At 68.9% G+C, this 15,620-nt stretch carries 14 protein-coding genes; 8 read left to right on the top strand and 6 right to left on the bottom strand.

The window, feature by feature from the left end; genetic code table 11:
- Window positions 1-206 precede the first annotated feature (206 nt).
- The 4 genes from ACFPB1_RS22435 (at window position 207) to ACFPB1_RS22450 (ending at window position 2,746) form a co-directional block, all read left to right on the top strand.
- A complete protein-coding gene (locus ACFPB1_RS22435) occupies window positions 207-683 on the top strand; it encodes a DinB family protein (protein ID WP_379228360.1) in 477 nt (158 codons plus the stop codon).
- Between the two features lie 106 nt (window positions 684-789).
- Window positions 790-1,221 (top strand): universal stress protein, encoded by a 432-nt coding sequence (locus tag ACFPB1_RS22440; RefSeq protein ID WP_379228362.1) that lies wholly within the window; start codon window positions 790-792, stop codon window positions 1,219-1,221.
- Window positions 1,222-1,475: 254 nt separating this feature from the next.
- Window positions 1,476-2,345, top strand: coding sequence for an ankyrin repeat domain-containing protein (locus ACFPB1_RS22445; RefSeq protein WP_379228363.1), 870 nt, complete (start codon window positions 1,476-1,478; stop codon window positions 2,343-2,345).
- 14 nt (window positions 2,346-2,359) lie between these two features.
- Window positions 2,360-2,746 (top strand): ankyrin repeat domain-containing protein, encoded by a 387-nt coding sequence (locus ACFPB1_RS22450; protein WP_379228364.1) that lies wholly within the window; start codon window positions 2,360-2,362, stop codon window positions 2,744-2,746.
- Between the two features lie 154 nt (window positions 2,747-2,900).
- Here ACFPB1_RS22450 and ACFPB1_RS22455 read toward each other — a convergent pair whose 3' ends face one another.
- Entirely contained in the window at window positions 2,901-3,605 is a 705-nt protein-coding gene (locus ACFPB1_RS22455; RefSeq protein WP_379228365.1) for a hypothetical protein, read from the bottom strand.
- 183 nt (window positions 3,606-3,788) lie between these two features.
- Between ACFPB1_RS22455 and ACFPB1_RS22460 the strand changes: the two genes are divergently transcribed.
- Together ACFPB1_RS22460 and ACFPB1_RS22465 are read left to right on the top strand one after the other, a co-directional pair.
- Window positions 3,789-4,289, top strand: coding sequence for a CYTH domain-containing protein (locus ACFPB1_RS22460; RefSeq protein ID WP_379228366.1), 501 nt, complete (start codon window positions 3,789-3,791; stop codon window positions 4,287-4,289).
- Window positions 4,290-4,395: 106 nt separating this feature from the next.
- Window positions 4,396-5,055: an HD domain-containing protein gene (locus tag ACFPB1_RS22465; protein ID WP_379228367.1), complete on the top strand. Its 660-nt coding sequence runs from the start codon at window positions 4,396-4,398 to the stop codon at window positions 5,053-5,055.
- Between the two features lie 138 nt (window positions 5,056-5,193).
- On the opposite strand, the gene ACFPB1_RS22470 is transcribed toward ACFPB1_RS22465, so the two are convergent.
- The gene (locus ACFPB1_RS22470; protein ID WP_379228368.1) at window positions 5,194-5,991 is read right to left on the bottom strand and encodes an exodeoxyribonuclease III; all 798 of its coding nucleotides are present in this window, start codon (window positions 5,989-5,991) and stop codon (window positions 5,194-5,196) included.
- 209 nt (window positions 5,992-6,200) lie between these two features.
- On the opposite strand from ACFPB1_RS22470, the gene ACFPB1_RS22475 reads away from it, so the two are divergent.
- Window positions 6,201-7,187 carry an MBL fold metallo-hydrolase gene (locus ACFPB1_RS22475; protein WP_379228369.1) on the top strand — a complete coding sequence of 329 codons (987 nt, stop codon included), beginning with the start codon at window positions 6,201-6,203 and terminating at the stop codon, window positions 7,185-7,187.
- A 264-nt stretch (window positions 7,188-7,451) separates the two neighbouring features.
- Here the strand turns inward: ACFPB1_RS22475 and ACFPB1_RS22480 are convergent, their stop codons facing one another.
- Entirely contained in the window at window positions 7,452-7,952 is a 501-nt protein-coding gene (locus ACFPB1_RS22480) for a DUF5946 family protein (protein ID WP_379228370.1), read from the bottom strand.
- 174 nt (window positions 7,953-8,126) lie between these two features.
- Between ACFPB1_RS22480 and ACFPB1_RS22485 the strand changes: the two genes are divergently transcribed.
- Window positions 8,127-8,987: an alpha/beta fold hydrolase gene (locus tag ACFPB1_RS22485; protein WP_379228371.1), complete on the top strand. Its 861-nt coding sequence runs from the start codon at window positions 8,127-8,129 to the stop codon at window positions 8,985-8,987.
- Between the two features lie 129 nt (window positions 8,988-9,116).
- Here ACFPB1_RS22485 and ACFPB1_RS22490 read toward each other — a convergent pair whose 3' ends face one another.
- From ACFPB1_RS22490 to ACFPB1_RS22500, 3 genes are all read right to left on the bottom strand, one after another.
- Window positions 9,117-10,082 carry an acetylxylan esterase gene (locus ACFPB1_RS22490; protein WP_379228372.1) on the bottom strand — a complete coding sequence of 322 codons (966 nt, stop codon included), beginning with the start codon at window positions 10,080-10,082 and terminating at the stop codon, window positions 9,117-9,119.
- A 24-nt stretch (window positions 10,083-10,106) separates the two neighbouring features.
- Window positions 10,107-11,339, bottom strand: a complete 1,233-nt coding sequence (locus ACFPB1_RS22495) for an MFS transporter (RefSeq protein ID WP_379228373.1) — start codon at window positions 11,337-11,339, stop codon at window positions 10,107-10,109.
- A gap of 293 nt (window positions 11,340-11,632) precedes the next feature.
- The coding region (locus ACFPB1_RS22500; protein ID WP_379228374.1) for a helicase-related protein at window positions 11,633-15,620 on the bottom strand (3,988 nt) is incomplete at its 5' end.

Genomic DNA, 15,620 nt, shown 5'->3' on the forward strand with positions numbered 1-15,620 from the left:
AACCGCGAGCGGGCCTTGGTTTTTTTGCGCGCGCGCTTATTCATGGAGGGCGGGGAGACGGGGGCGAACATCCCGCTTTTGCCATATTGCGGTTTACGGCTCCGGCGGGCGGGCTTTATACTGATGGAACAGCAGGGGCCGCCTTTGCGAAGGCCGCCGGCACGCGGACGGGGATGGCGGCTCCGGACGAAAAGGAGTGGTAGTAGATGGAGCACTATGTATACGGGCAGCTCGCATTCGTGCGCGCGCAGACGCTGAAGCTGATGGAGGGCGTGACGGAGGAACAGGCGGACGTCGTTCCCGAAGGCTTCCGCAATCATATTCGCTGGCATTTCGGCCATATCTACGTCGTCTTGGACCGGTACGCGCACAAATACATGGAGCTGCCGCTCCAGGCGCCCGCCGGCTGGACGGCGCTGTTCGAATATGGCACCTCGCCGCTCACGGCGCCGGCGGACGACGCGTGGCCGACGCTCGGGGAGTTGAAGGAGCAGCTCGGCGGCCAGATTGAACGGATCCGCCAGACGTTCGGGGAGGGCATCCGGCAGCGGGTCGTCTCGCCGTACACGACGTCGGCGGGGATGCATCTCGACACGCTGGAACAGTTCTTCAGCTTCAACCTCTACCACGAGGCGATGCATTTGAGCACGATCCGCAATTACCGGAAGCTGCTGTCCCTGTAGGGACGGCGGCTTTTTGGCGCGTGGTTCGGGGCGGAACGGTTTCGATCGGCGCGCGGACGGGTAATAGAAAGTGGGCAGTGCCCGATCGCCGAAGGAGGGATTCGCGATGAGTTTTCGCAATATTCTCGTGGCATACGACGGAGGCATGCCGTCCGTCAAGGCGTTGGATAAAGCGCTGGACATGGTCCGGCATGACCCGGAAGCCAAACTGACGGTTCTGTCCGTCTACAGCGTGGCCGCTGTCGCCGTGGCTGATGCGGTCGTAGCCGTGCCGTCGTCCGTTCAGCGCGAGCAGTTTATGGCGGCGCAGGAGCAGCTGAAGCAGGCGGAGGCGCAGATCGCCTCGATTCCGAACGCGGCCTCGGTGCTGCTCGAAGGCAGCCCCGGCGAGACGATCGTCCGGTACGCGAAGCAGCATGGCAACGACCTCATTATCGTGGGCAACCGGGGCTTCGGACCGCTGCGCGAGTTCGTCATGGGCAGCGTCAGCCATTACGTGCTGCAGCATACGGACGTGCCGCTGCTCGTGATCAAGTGAACCGTTTAGCCGTCTCGCGCCCGTCCGGGCGCGCTCATCGGAACGGCCCGTCAGCCGGCTTGCCGCCGCGCGGCGGGCCTTTTTTTGCATCAGCGGACCGGGAGAGGTGCGGCGCGTACGATCACGGGCGATGCAGTACCGCTGGCTTCCGGCAAGGCAGCACTCTTTGTGTATGGCTTAAATGGAAATTATATGCTATTGTAATTTTGTAATAAAAATTACAAGTTGCAAGCGACAAGAACAGGAGAACCCACATGCCTTCGAAGAAGAGAAGCGTCGTGTTATCCGTCCGGCTGGACGAGACGGCGCTCGAAGCAGTAGATCTGCTCGTCGAGTCCGGGCTGGAACCGAACCGGTCGCGGGCCGCGACGCAGCTGATCGGCGCCGGTATCGGCGCCTCCGCGGAGCTGCTGCGGAAGGCGAGGGAGCTGACGGACCAGGTGAAACGGCTGCGCGCCGAGATGATCGAGGCGGTCAAGGCCGGACGGACCGACCAAGTGTCCGAGCTGCTGCGCCGGGATCCTTCGCTCGCGAACGCGCGAAGCGAAAGCGGCGAGACGGCGATCTTGATGGCCGCCTACTACCGGTCCGCGTCCGTCAAGGAGCTGCTGCTCGAGCACGGCGCGGATCTCAGCGTCTACGAGGCCGCGGCCGTAGGCAGCACGCAGCGGGTTGCGGCATGGCTGGAGCGGGAGCCTAGCCTGCTCGGCAGCTATAGCCCCGACGGGTATACGCTGCTCGGGCTGGCGGCGCATTTCGGCTCCGAGGAGACGGCGGCTTACCTGCTGGACCGGGGCGCGGACGTCAACCAGCGCAGCCGCGACGGGAATTTGGACAACATGGCCCTTCACGCGGCGATCGCGGGCAATTATCCGCATCTTGTCCGGCTGCTGCTCGAGCGCGGAGCGGATGTGAACGCCGTCTGCGAGGGCAAGTGGCGGCCGGGCTTTGCCGCGCTGCACGTGGCCGCGTATTTCGGCCGCGACGCGATGATCCCGCTACTGGCGGAGGCGGGCGCCGACCGCGGCGCGCGGACCGCCGACGGCCGGACGGCCGCCGAGATCGCCATCTCGCGGGAACACCCGGAGACGGCGAAGCTGCTGCAAGGCGAATTCAACCAGTAAGGGAGAAGATGCACATGGAAGCGAAACCGAGCATCGCGCCGGAGCTTGTCCAATCGTTCGTCGGCAGCGCGCACGGAGATTTGAACCGCGTCAAGGAGCTGCTGGCGCAGGAGCCCGGGCTGCTGAACGCGGCGTGGGATTGGGGCGGCGGCGATTGGGAGACCGCGCTCGGCGCGGCCGCGCACATGGGCAGGCGGGATATCGCGCTGTACCTGCTCGATAAGGGCGCGCGCCTCGACTTGTTCGCCGCCGCCATGCTGGGGAAGCTTGAGATCGTGAAGGCGATCCTGGCGGACGACCCTTCGCGCAAGGACGCGCCCGGTCCGCACGGGATTCCGCTGATCGTCCACGCGCAGGCGGGCGGCGAAGAAGCCGGCGCCGTCGTCGCCTTTTTGCAGTGATGAGCCTGCGTTAGCCCTTCGGACCAGGCTGGAAGAGCCAGCCCGCGGCCGGCGTGAGGGCGCGTCCGCGCGACATCCGGCGCGGGCGAATTCGCAAATAAACGACAAACGCAGCGGGAGACCCCCAGATGGGGATCTCCCGCTGCGCGTTTCGTCAGCCGGACGGGGCTTCCTCGGCCGGCGGTGCCTCGGGCGCGGGGTCCGCGACGCTCGACTTCTGCAGCGCTTCGTCCAGCACGCTCCGGTAGAGCGGCACGTCGGGCTGCTGCGCGGCCAGCTGCTCGTAATAGAACGCGACTTTGCCGAAGTAGTACGGATACGCGTCGACGGCCGGCACGAGGCCGGCTTCCTCCAGGCGATAGGCTTCGATGCGGTACGACTGCTCCGAGTCCTGCAGCCAGAGCGCCAGCTCGCATTTCCCGTCCGGACCGTTCGCCGCCGGCATATCCTCGATCTCCAGCCAGTCGTAGACGAGGCCGTCCGGCACGAGCCGCGAGAGACCCGTCCCCGTCCACTGCAGAATATCCAGCTCGACCCGCCAGTCCTCGTGCTCCCAGCCGATCAGCAGGTTATTCTGCCCGGCCCGGGCGACGGGCGCCGCCGCCATGTCCGCGACGTAGACGCCTTTGCCGTTCGCGTGCGCGAACATATTCCACTGACCGCCGTTATTCTTCAGCACGATCAAATTTTGCTCGCCTTGATAGCGGTACAGCGCGATGAGCTCCACCTGGAAGTCGTAGTCGATGTCGGCGAACAAGACCGCCGGCATGTTGGCATGCCGCGTCAGCAGCGCCAGCTCGCCGCCGTACGGTATGAACGGCCGGATTATCGAGACCGCGTGGTGCACATTCTGGTTCATCCTCATCCCCCGTTTCCATGTTCTTCAAGAAAGCATATGCCGCCCGGGCGGGGTACATGCCAACGAATGCGGCGGGGACGGCGCTGGCGGCCGCCGGAGCCCGGCCGGCCGCGCTTGTTCTTCAGCCGACTCGCGGTGGTATAATAGGGGCAGTCTGATATTGGCACAAAGGAGCTGCACGGCATGGCATTGGAAATCGAACGGAAATTTTTGCTCGCGGCGGAGCCGGAACGGCTGGCGGCGGACGGGGTCATCCGCATCCTCGCCACGCAGCGGATCGAGCAGACGTACCTCGCGATCGACGAGACGCAGGAGGTGCGCGTGCGGCGGATCGTGGACGCGGCGACCGGCGAAGTGACGCATACGCACACGTTCAAGAACGGCAACGGCTTGTCCCGCGAGGAGATCGAATACGGGATCACGGCGGGCATATACGGGCAGCTGACCGAAGGCCGCGGCCTCGTGCCGCTGACGAAGGACCGCATCACGGCGGAGTGGAACGGCCGGAAGGTGGAGATCGACCGGTACGACCAGATCCGGCTTACCGTGATCGAAGCGGAGTTCGACTCGCTCGAGGAGGCGACCGCGTTCGCGCCGCCGGACTGGTTCGGCCGGGACATCAGCTCCGAGCGGCAGTACAGCAACAAGAAGGTGTGGCGGGAGCTGCAGAACCGCGGCCGGTAGCGGGCGGACGCCCGCCGCTTAAGCGGCTGCGGGCGGGGAACGCGCGGAAGACAAGCCGGCCGGAGGCGAGCTGCCCTTCGGCCGAAACGAAAGGACGCATGAAGCTATGACAACGGCGGAACAAGACCGCGTGCTCGAAGCCGCGGAGGCTTATGCCCGCGCCGAGCTGGGCGGGGACGTCACCGGCCACGACTGGTGGCATATTCACCGCGTCGTCCGCATGGCGCGGCATTTGGCCGGGCGCGAGGGGGCGGACGTCTTCGTCTGCGCGCTCGCGGCGCTGCTGCACGACGTGGCGGACGAGAAGCTGAACGACTCCAAGGAAAGCGGGATGCGCAAGGTCGAGGACTGGCTCGCGGGCCGGCCGATCCGCGATGAGGACCGCCTGCACGTGATCGAGATCATCGCGAACATGTCCTACAACGGCGGCGCGAATCCGCCGATGCGGACGCTCGAAGGGCAGGTCGTGCAGGACGCCGACCGCCTGGACGCGATCGGCGCGATCGCCATCGCGCGCGCTTTCGTGTACGCCGGCTGGAAGGGCAGCCCGATCTACGATCCGGCGCTGCCGCCGCGCGAATCGATGACGCCCGAGGAATACCGCAGCGGCAAGAGCACGGCGATCAATCATTTTCATGAGAAGCTGCTGAAGCTGAAGGACCGCATCAACACGCCGTCCGCGAAGGCGATCGCCGAGGAGCGGCACGCTTACATGGCGGCGTACGTGGAGCGGTTCATGTCGGAGTGGGACGGCATCGGGGAGTAATCCGGCCGGTCGTTCCCGCTGCGGCGGCACGAAGCCAATGGCGCCCCAAGTACCCGCCGCATACGGCGAAAAAGGCTTGCCGAGCCCGCGAACGCATCCGTTCTCGGGCGGCAAGCCTTTTTGTGATGCAACCCATATCTATTGGGCCTGCTCGTCCGGCTGCGCGGGTTCCTCCGGTTCGGCGAGCGCCAGCTCCAGCACGACCGGGCAGTGGTCGCTGCCCATGACCTCGCAGTGGATCTCCGCGCCGGTCAGGGAAGGGACGAGCCGCTCGGAGACGAGGAAGTAGTCGATGCGCCACCCCACGTTCCGCTCGCGCACCTTCGGCATGTACGACCACCAGGAGTAGACGTCGGTCCGGTCGGGGTAGAAGCGGCGGAAGGAATCGACGAAGCCGGCCGCGAGCAGATCGGTCATTTTGCCGCGTTCCTCCAGCGTGAACCCGGAATTGCCCATATTCGGCTTCGGATGCTTCAGGTCGATCTCCTCGTGCGCCACGTTCAGGTCGCCGCAGACGATGACGGGCTTCTTGGCGTCCAGCTCCTGCAGGTAGCGGCGGAATCGGTCCTCCCATTCCAGCCGGTAGCCCAGCCGCGACAGGTCGCGCTTGGCGTTCGGCGTATAGACGTTGACGAGGTAGAACGCCTCGAACTCCAGCGTCAGCAGCCGGCCTTCGGGCTCGTAATCCTCCTCCATGCCGTAGTGGACGGAGAGCGGCTCCGCCTTCGTGAACACCGCCGTGCCGGAGTAGCCCTTCTTCTCCGCGTAGTTCCAATACTGCTTGTACGCCTCGATGCCCTCCAGCTCAATCTGGCCCGCCTGCAGCTTCGTCTCCTGCACGCAGAAGATATCGGCGTCCACCCGTTCGAAATAATCCATGAATCCTTTCGTCACGCAGGCGCGCAGCCCGTTGACGTTCCAAGACACCAGCTTCATGCCCTACAGCTCCTCCACTCCATGCTGGGTCTACTGTACCCGCGAAGAGGCGGAGGTGTCAACCTGTCCGGGCCGCCGGCGGTTCCGCGCCTCCCGCGCTGAGCGGACGCCGCGGACACTGGTCTGGCGACGTCTTTTTGACTTCGCCGAGCCCGTTCTTCTATACTAGCTTCCAACAGGCACTAGGGGCCGAGAAGGGGATGGAGCGGATGGCGGGGAAGCGGGGAACGAAGTACGAAAATTTGGTGCCGACGACGATGGGCATGAACCTGCGGTCGATCGGCACGATGCTGCGGGATCAATTCAAGCGGGATCCGCGGCGGCGGCCGGCGCGGCCGATTCCGGTCGTGCCGCTGTCGCTGCCTGGGCAGGTTCGGCCGGAGGGCATTCGCGTCGCGTGGTTCGGGCATTCGGCGTTCGTGCTGGAGCTGGCGGGCCGGCGGCTGCTGTTCGATCCGATGTTCTCGCCGTCGCCGTCGCCCGTGCCGGTCTTCGGCGGCCGGCGGTACAGCGGCGGGCTTCCGCTCGAGCCGGAGGACTTCCCGCGGCTGGACGCCATCGTGCTGTCGCACAACCATTTCGATCATCTCGACAAGGCGTCCATCGGCAAGCTGCGGGACAAAACGGACCGCTTCGTCGTGCCGCTCGGCGTGCGCCGCTTGCTGATCAAGTGGGGCGTGCCGCCGGAGCAGGTCACGGAGCATGGCTGGTGGGACGAACTCGAAGTCGCGGGGCTGCGGCTCGCCTGCACGCCGGCGCGGCATTTCTCGGGCAGAGGGCTGTTCGACCGCAACGGCTCGCTCTGGTGCTCCTGGGCCGTCATCGGCGCGCGCGGAAGGTTCTTCTTCAGCGGGGACAGCGGCTATGCGCCGCATTTCAAGGCCATCGGGGAACGCTACGGCCCGTTCGACCTGACCTTGATGGAATGCGGACAATACGACGAGCGCTGGGCGAACATTCACATGCTGCCGGAGCAGACGGTGCAGGCGCATCTCGACGTGCGCGGCGGGCTGCTCGTGCCGGTCCATTGGGCGGCGTTCACGCTCGGCTTCCATGCGTGGGACGATCCGGTCGAGCGGGCGGTCGCCGCCGCCCGCGCCCATGGCGTGCGCATCGCCACGCCGCGGATCGGGGAGATCGTCGAGGCCGCCGAGGAGGGCTATCCGCAGACGGCCTGGTGGCGGGAGCAGCGGTAGCCCAGAAGTTCATACAAGAAGCCGGATGTTCCCGCGGGAGCGTCCGGCTTTATTCGTGCGGGCATGCGCTGCATACTCGCGGCGCGGGAATCCGATACTAACCGGAACGGCACATTTTGGCAGCGGGCAGGGTCGGCAAGCTGGCGCGAAAAGCCCCTTCGAACGCACATGTGAGGTACCGAGGGGAGGCTGAAGGGCATTGGGAGCGGCCTGCTCGAGGGGCTGACGCGGAAGCGGGCCGGCGCCGCTCCCGCCGAAGCGGCGTTACGCCGGCAGCACCGGCTTCGCGGCCTCCCTGACCCAAGCGTGGGCGTGCGTCCATTCGTCCCAGACCGAACGGCCCCAATCGCGAATGGCCGCGTCGCGCGCCTGGCCTTCCTCGGCATGCAGCACGTCCTGCACGGTGATGCCGCCCGCGGACGCCGGCGGCGTCAGCTCGGGCCACGCGATCTTCTGCCGGCCGAGCTCCATGTGGGCCAGTTGGACCTGCCGGCCGGTGAAGCCGCGTTCGGCGGCCAGATAGAGGCCGATCAGCGAGAACGCGGTCGTGATCGGGCGCGTGCCGGCGCCGGAATGCTGCGCGCCGTAGGCATCGAGCGCCAGCTGGTGGATGAACGCTTCGCGGCCGCGGGCCATCGTGTAGACGGACAGCCGGTGGTACAGCTCCATGCATTCGCCGGACGCATGGAAGCGCGGCGGCTCCGCGATTGATCGGTTCGGGAGCATCAGGCCGCAGCCGGGGCATTTGACAATGGACGATTTCATGCCTGGCACCTCCAATGACGGGTAATGGAAACGGGGGCGGCGGGACGACGGCCGGCCGGCGATCGCGGCGTGCGATCCGGCTAGGCGCCGGCAGAGGGGGCTGCGGCCTAGGTGGCCGCTGCCCGGTACGGATCGACGGCCGCGCGGGCGGCGCGGCGGGAAAGGAGCGTCTGCATGACCAAAGGAGGGTACACCCTGCATCACGCCGTCTCGGCGGACGGCACGCGCATCGGCTACCGCCGGCTCGGCGGCGGGCCGGGCCTCGTCCTCGTGCACGGGGCGTTCGTCTCCGGCCATGAATACGAGAAGCTGGCCGCGGCGCTCGCGGACACGTACACCGTGTACAACCTCGACCGCCGCGGCCGCCGGTACAGCGGGCCGCAGGGCGGCCGGTACGGCATGGACCGGGAATGCGAGGACGTCCTGGCCGTGCTCGAGGCGACGGGGTCTTCGCTGTTGTTCGGTCACAGCTATGGCGGGTTGATCGCGCTCGAGCTGGCGCGGACGCGTCCGGGCGCGGTCGCGCGGCTCGCGGTATACGAGCCTGCGGTCTCCGTGCGGGGCAGCTTTCCGTCCGGGTGGATGCCCGCGTACAAGCAGGCCATGGCGGAAGGCCGGGACGTGCGCGCGTTCGTAAGTTTTCTGAAAGGGGTCGGCACGTCCCAGCCGTTCTGCCGGCTGCCCGCCTGGTTGCTGGAGCTGCTGCTGCTGCCGACGCTGCTCTTCCCGGAAGGACGCAAGCTTCGGGACAAGCTGCCGACGCTGATTCGCGAGATGGAAGAGACGTTCCGGCTCGACTCCTCGTGCGGCGGCTATGCGGCGATCCGGGCGGAGACGCTCGTGCTGGCCGGCGGCCGCAGCCCGGCGTTCATGCTGGCGGGCGCCCGCGCGGCGGCCGGCGCGATACCGGACGCGCGCCTGCTCGTCCTCGGCGGACGGGGCCATAACGCGCCGGTGCTGCTCGGCCAGCGGACGCTCGCGGCGCGGCTGAAGGCGTTCTTCGGCGCGCCAGCCGCCGGACCGCCGCCCCGTTAAGCGAAGAAGAACCTCGGAGATCTGCTGCGCGCGCAGCGGAGGCCGGAGGTTCTTCGCGATGTCCCTATATGCGGTTAGTTTCATTATAGCGCAGCGCGGCTGGCCGTCCACCGCTAGTTTTGACGGATCTTAGCGAAAGCGCGCGCCGAGGAACTCCATGCCGATCCGAACCTGCGCTTCGCTCACTTCGTGGCCGCTGAACGGGTAGTCGACGATCGTTTTGTCCGCTGCGATCCGGTTGTAGACCGCGTAGACCGTCTCGGGCATGCAGACGGGATCCCTCCAGCCGACGGAGAGCAGGACAGGCGCCTGGATCCGCGGAGCCAGGTTCAGCAGGTCGAAATGGGCGAGCGTCCGCAACACGGCTCCGAGCCGTTCGGGGTACCGCTTCAGGTACTGGGCGACCTCGGTCAGGTAGCTGGCGGAATGCAGCACGCCGAAGTCCATGTGGCACTGGTTCGGAATATCCGCGACGACCGCGGCCGTCTTCGGATTGAGCGCCGCCGCGAGCAGCGCGAGCCCGCCGCCTTGGCTGCCGCCGACGGCCGCCACCTTAGCGGCATCGACCTCCGGCTGCGCTGCCGCGGCGTCCACGGCGCACGCAGCGTCCAGCGCGATCGCGTGATAGTACGAGCCCTCCGGCTCCAGCACGTTGCCGGACACCCAGCCTTTGACGGCGCCGGAGCGCAGCGGCATCCGGTTGCCGGTCTCGCCGCCCTGGCCGCGGACGTCCACGGCCAGCACCGCATAGCCCCGCAGCAGCCAGGCGGCGTGCCGTTCGGGATAGCCGCGGTCGACGGTGTAGCCGGGGAACGCGACGACGCACGGCAGCGCGCCGCCGCCATCGCCCGGGCGCGCGGCCGGCGCCATGAACCAAGCGTGAATCGGCGTATCGTCATAGCCGTTGTACGTCAGCCGGGCGACCGTTACGCCGGGAAACGGGGATTCCGTCCGTTCGCGCCGCGTGCCGAGCGGACGGTCCGCATACGCGGCCAGCGTCGCGCTCCAGAAGGCGTCCAGCTCCGCGGGATCGATCGTCAGCGGCGCGTTGTATTGCTCCAGCTCGCGCTTGCGGCGCGCGATGGCATCGTTCATCGGTTCATTCCTCCTCGATTCTTGTTAGAGCGGCTGCGTCCGTTTCTCGGCGGCAGGCAGCCAGGCCCGGCGTCCCGGCTGCCGCGCGGCCGCGGCCGCCCATGCCATGACGGCGAGCAGCGCGAGCGCGGTGCCGGCGAACAGCCAGCGCGTCGCATCCGGACCGTACGCGTCCAGGAACCAGCCCGCGCCTTCGGGCAGCAGCGCGCCGCCGATGCCGCCGCACGCCATGAGCAGGCTCGTCGTCCGCTCCGCCGCGCCCGGCACGGCGCGGTTGGCGAACACGAGCGCGATGGCGAACATGCCAGACATCATGAGACCGGCGGCGAACGTCAGCAAGATCGTAGGCACGTTATCCGTGAAGAAGGTCATGAGCACGAACAGGACGGCCGCGGCGAGACAGGTGCCGAGCAAATAGACGGCGCCGCCCAGCCGGTCGGCCAGCTGGCCGGAGACGAGCCGTCCGATCACCATGGCGCCCCAGAACAGGCTGAGCACCAGCGTGGCCGACGACTCGGTCATGCCGTTGCCGGCGACGAGCACGGAGGGCAGATAATGGATGTAGCTCATCTCCAGCCCGACGTAGACGACGAAGAACAGGGCGCAGGCCGCGAGCGCGATGCCGCTCTGCCGGCGTGAGATCCCTTGTCCGGCCGTTCGCCCGCCGGGCGCGGAGCCGTGGGCGCCGCCCGGCTCCGCCTGCGCCGGCCGGTCGAGCACGGACGGCCACCAGAGCAGCCAGAGCAGGAACGTGGCCGCGCCCATGACGCCCACGATGCCGAAGGACAGCCGCCATTGGCCGGCTTCGATGAGCGCGGCGCCGGCGAACGGGATGATGAGCGCGCCGACGCCGAAGAACGTCTCGACGCGGCTCATGGCGACGTTCGCCTTCGCGCCGGAAGCGCCGACCACGAAGGAGCCGACCACGGCTTCCGTCATGCCGAGCCCGACGCCCGCGAACGGCGCGATCGCCAGCATGGCGCCCCAGGGCGGGCGCAGCGCGTACAGCAGCTCGGCGACGGTCATGAAGCCGATCGCCGCCAGGAGCACGGGCTTTTTGCCAAGCCGGTTCATGAGGCCCGGCGCGCATAGAATGCCGGCCATGCCGCCGAGGAATTGGAACATGACGAGCCGCCCGCCGTCTCCGTAGAGAATGCCGTACGACTGGACCATCGGCTCCATGACGGCGCCGATGGCGAGCTGCCCCAGCCCGATGACCAGGTAGGCGATGCAGCCTAGGATGAGAAGCCTTTTCATACACGAATAACCCCCGCTTGATGGACTTCCTACACCTTAACACAAACCGGGGAACGGCATAAGGTGAAAATCGTGACATCGCGCGGGGGGCTCGGGTTGGTCGGGCGGCGCGGCGGTGGTCTGCAGCGCCCGCGGCCGGGGAAGCGCCCGGGCACGGGCGGCGCGGTGTGAGCGGCATGCTCGGCAGGCCGCCGCGGCGATGGGCGGCCCGCCGGGTTCGGCGCTGCCGTTCATCGGATGCGCGGCCGGGGCTGGTGCTGCCGGCACCGGATGCGCGGCCGGAGGCCGGCCGATCACCGCAGGTCGCTCGGCCAGATGACGAAGGAGCGGTTGTCGCGCTCCGCGCCGAGCGCCTTCAGGACGTCCGCGACCGGCGATTCCGCGATCGGCGCGCCGTTCCATCGGTCGATCTTGATCTTGCTCAGCTTCTGCTGGCGGAGCAGCGTGCGGAAGATGTCCCGCAGCGCGGACGGGAGCTCCGCGTCCCGCGCGGCGGCGTCCGGCTCGCCCGGCGGCGCCGCGAGATCGACGATATGCCGGCCGTTGTTCTCGAGCCAGAAGCGCCACCGGCCCTGCTGCAGCACGAGGAAGCTGCCGCTCTTGCGCGCGAAGCCGGCCCCCCGCGAGGACGGCCATTCGGCGGCGAGGCCGAACGGGTTGGCCGGATCCGTCGCGGCCAGCACGGTCACGGCGCCGCCCGCCTGCGCGGGCAGCGGGCGGCGCACGGCCTCGATGCCCTCGCGCCGGGCGAACTGCAGCGTGCCGACGCCCTCCACGAGCAGCCCGCGCGTGACGACGCCCCACTGCTCGAGCTGCTTCAGCACGGGGAGGAGCTCGTCCCAGCCGAAGGGCGACAGCTGCTGCACGAGCTCCCGGGAGACGATGCCGCAGCTGTCCAGCAGATGCTGGGTCCAGTGCAGCGCCGACGCCGACAGGCTGGAGCTCACGGCTCGCAGCGCTTCGGCGCCGAGCTCGCCCGTGCGGGCGGCTTCCGCCTCGCCGGCCTGCCGGGCGCCCGCGGCCTCGCCCGCGCCGCCGGCCGCCGGCCCGCGCTCCGCGGCCGGGCGCGACGCCGGTCCGCCGCTCGTCTCGGCGTCGTCCACGTCCGCGAGCGAGCCGGTCCAGTACCAGCGCCCGAGGCCGGAGCCCGTGCGGGCGAGCTGCTTGCCCTTGGTCGCGAGCTGCAGCCGCAGCGGCGCAAACTGGTCGTTTGAGACGGCGCCTTCCCAGACGAGGTCGAGCAGGTCGGCGAGCAGCTCGGACGGCGGCTTGCCGTAGTCGCGGCTCAGCTTGGTCAGGAAGCTGGCCCCGCCCGTCCGGAGCAGCTCGAGCAGCCGCGGATGCTTCGACTCGGGCGCGCCGGGTGCGCCCGCGCCGGCCTGCTCCCGCGCCCGGGCGTCCGCCCGCAGCACCGGCGCGTAGAGCGGCCGGGCGTCCGCGAGGAAGAAGGCGATGCGGCCTTCCTTCTCGGCATCGCCCTTCCGGCCGAGCCAGATGACTTCGCCCGAAGCGCAGAGCAGGTCGAGGTCGTCTTTGCGATAGCCGGCCACGCGGGCGGGGAAGATCAGCGACTCCCAGTGCGAGGCGGGCAGGAAGAAGCCCTGCAGCCGTTCGATGACGGCGCGGAGCCCGTCGATGCCGCTCAGCTGCGTGCCCGAGAGCACGTGCTGCAGCCGCGACATGTAGGCCATCCAGTCCACGGGATCGGCGGCCTCGGCCTGCTTGCGCGCCTGCTCGAGCGTCAGCCGGACGAGCCGCTTCGCCACGCCGCGGCTCGTCCAGATCCGTTCGTCCTCGTCCGCGAACGGCGCGTGCTCGGTCCGGCCCAGCTCGGCCAAGGTGCCGGCGACGCGCGCGGCGTCCGCGGCGCTTAGCCGCGGATACCGTTCCCGCAGCTCGGCCTCGGTGAACGACAGCCGATTGTCCGCGAACCGCCCCGCCACGAACGCGATCGCGGCTTCGCTCCGCGGGAACGCGTCGTAGAGCTCGCGCTCCTCGGCGCAGATCCAGCGCCGCCCGGCGCCGAAGTCGAGCGCGGCCGCGCGCCCGGCTGCCGCCAGCGCCTCCAGCCAGGCGCCCGCGTCCCGCCCGGCCGCGGCGGCCAGCTCCTCGGCGGACTGGTCGCCCCGCCGCTTGAGCAGCGCGAACAGCTCGTCCGCGCTCGCAGGCGCGAGCGGCCCCGCCTCCAGGCGCGCGGCTTCCTCGCGGGCGACGGCGGGATCGACCGCCCGCCGCACCGTCTCCTCGCCGAACAGCTGCCCGGCGAGCGCTTTGCTGACGCCGAGCAGCTGCAGCTGCGTCGCTTCGCTCAAGCCGTCGCCTTCGTAGAGCATCGCGTTCGCGTAATCGGCGATGAACTGCGCGGCGAACGGCGACGGCGCCCGCGTCTCCTTCGCAACGACCTCGATGCGGCCGTCGGCCGCGGCTTCCAGCAGCGTTTTCAGCCCCTCCGTGTCCAGATATTCGTGCAGGCACTCCCGCATCGCTTCCGCCAGATACGGAAAATGCTCCGCGAACGGCAGCGCCTGCTTCAGCAGCTCCTCGCTACGCAGCCGCTTCTGCCACATCGGCGTGCGGGTGAAGCTGCGCGACAGCAGCAGCGACGTCTCCGCGATCCGGCGGAACGCCACGGCGAGCAGGGGGGAGCCCGTAATCGCTTCGGTCAGCAGCGGCTCTACGGCGCCTGCCGTCAGCTGCCGCAGCGTCTGCAGCCAGGACGCGTCCCAGTCCGGCACGACGAGCTCGATGCCGTTGTCCTTGGCGTTGCCGTACACCGGATAGGGGAGCAGCCGCCCGAAATGCCGCCGGATCGCCAGCAGCCAGGTCCGGTTCAGCCGGCGCCCGAACGGGCTGTGGATGACGATGCGCGTCTGGTTCATCAGATCGCGGTAATATTCGATGATGATCCGCCGCGCGGTCGGCAGCCCGAGCGCCCGGTGCTGCGCCCGGACGAGCTCGATCAGCTCGGAGGCGGCGTAATGGTCGAGCCCGTAATCGGCGTCCAGCCAGGCAATCGCCGCGTCCTCGAGCGCCCGCGTCTCTTCCGCGCTGGGCTCGGCGTCGTTCTCGCTTAACCGCAGCCGGCTCGCGAGCTGGTCCAAAAACGCACCGAGCCGCTCGCCGACCTCGACGCTCCGGCTGCTCGCCTCCGCGTTCCAGAACGGGATCTCGCTGAACCGGTTGGGCGCCTCCTGCACGTAGACGCGGTCGTTCTCGATGCGGCTGATCATCCATGAGCTCGTGCCCAGCTGGAACACGTCCCCGGCGCGGCTCTCCGCGATGAATTCCTCGTCCAGCTCGCCCAGATGGACGCGGCTGTCCGCATGGTGGACGGGGTACGCGGAGCTCGACGGGATCGTGCCCGCGCCGGTGACGGACGCCATGGCGGTGTTCGCCCGCTTGCGCAGCGTGTCCGTATCCCGGTCCCAATCGATGAGCGGGCGCGCGAACGGGTAAAAGCCGGACAGCACCTTCAGCGCCGCCTCGAGCCGCACGCGGGGAAAGCCGCGGTAGCATTCGCTGCGAACGACCATCCCGTACAGCGCGTCCACGGTCACGTCCGCGGCGGCGACGACGGACACGGCGTGCTGCGACAGCACGTCGAGCGGCTCGCGCGGCAGGACGATCGCCTCGATCTCCCGGCGTGCGATGCTGCGGCACAGCACTGCGGCTTCCGGCAGCTCGCCGCGCTGGCGCGCCACGATATAGCCGCGGCTGACGTCGCCGACGGCATGGCCGGCGCGGCCGATGCGCTGGATGCCCGCGGCGGCGGCCTTGGGCGAGTCGACCTGGAGCACGAGGTCGACATGGCCCACGTCGATGCCGAGCTCGAGCGAGGAGGTTGCGACGAGGCAGCGCAGCTCGCCGGCCTTCAGCATCCGCTCGACCTCGAGCCGCCGCTCCCGCGCGAGGCTGCCGTGATGGGCGCGCGCCAGCTCGCGGCCGGCATGCTCGTTCAGCCGCAGCACGAGCCGCTCGCACAGCCGGCGGCTGTTCACGAACAGCAGCACGGACCGCGCGCCTTCCATGAGCGCCATGAGCCGCTCGACGAGCGGCTGCCAGACGCCGTCGCGCGAGCGCGCGGGCCGGCTCAAGTCCAGCATCGTCACGCGGACCGCGATCGCCTTCGTCATCGCGCTCTCGACGATGACGACCGGCCGCGGCGCGTAGCCGAGCGGGTGCGCGGCGTGGGCCGCCGCCGTCTCCGCGTCCGGCTCGCCGGCGAGCCCGGCCTCGGCCGCGAGCCCGGACGCGGCCGCGGGCACGGGCTTCGCGCTGGCG

The sequence above is a fragment of the Paenibacillus sp. GCM10023250 genome, from assembly GCF_042653205.1.
Classification (GTDB): Bacteria; Bacillota; Bacilli; order Paenibacillales; family Paenibacillaceae; genus Paenibacillus_Z.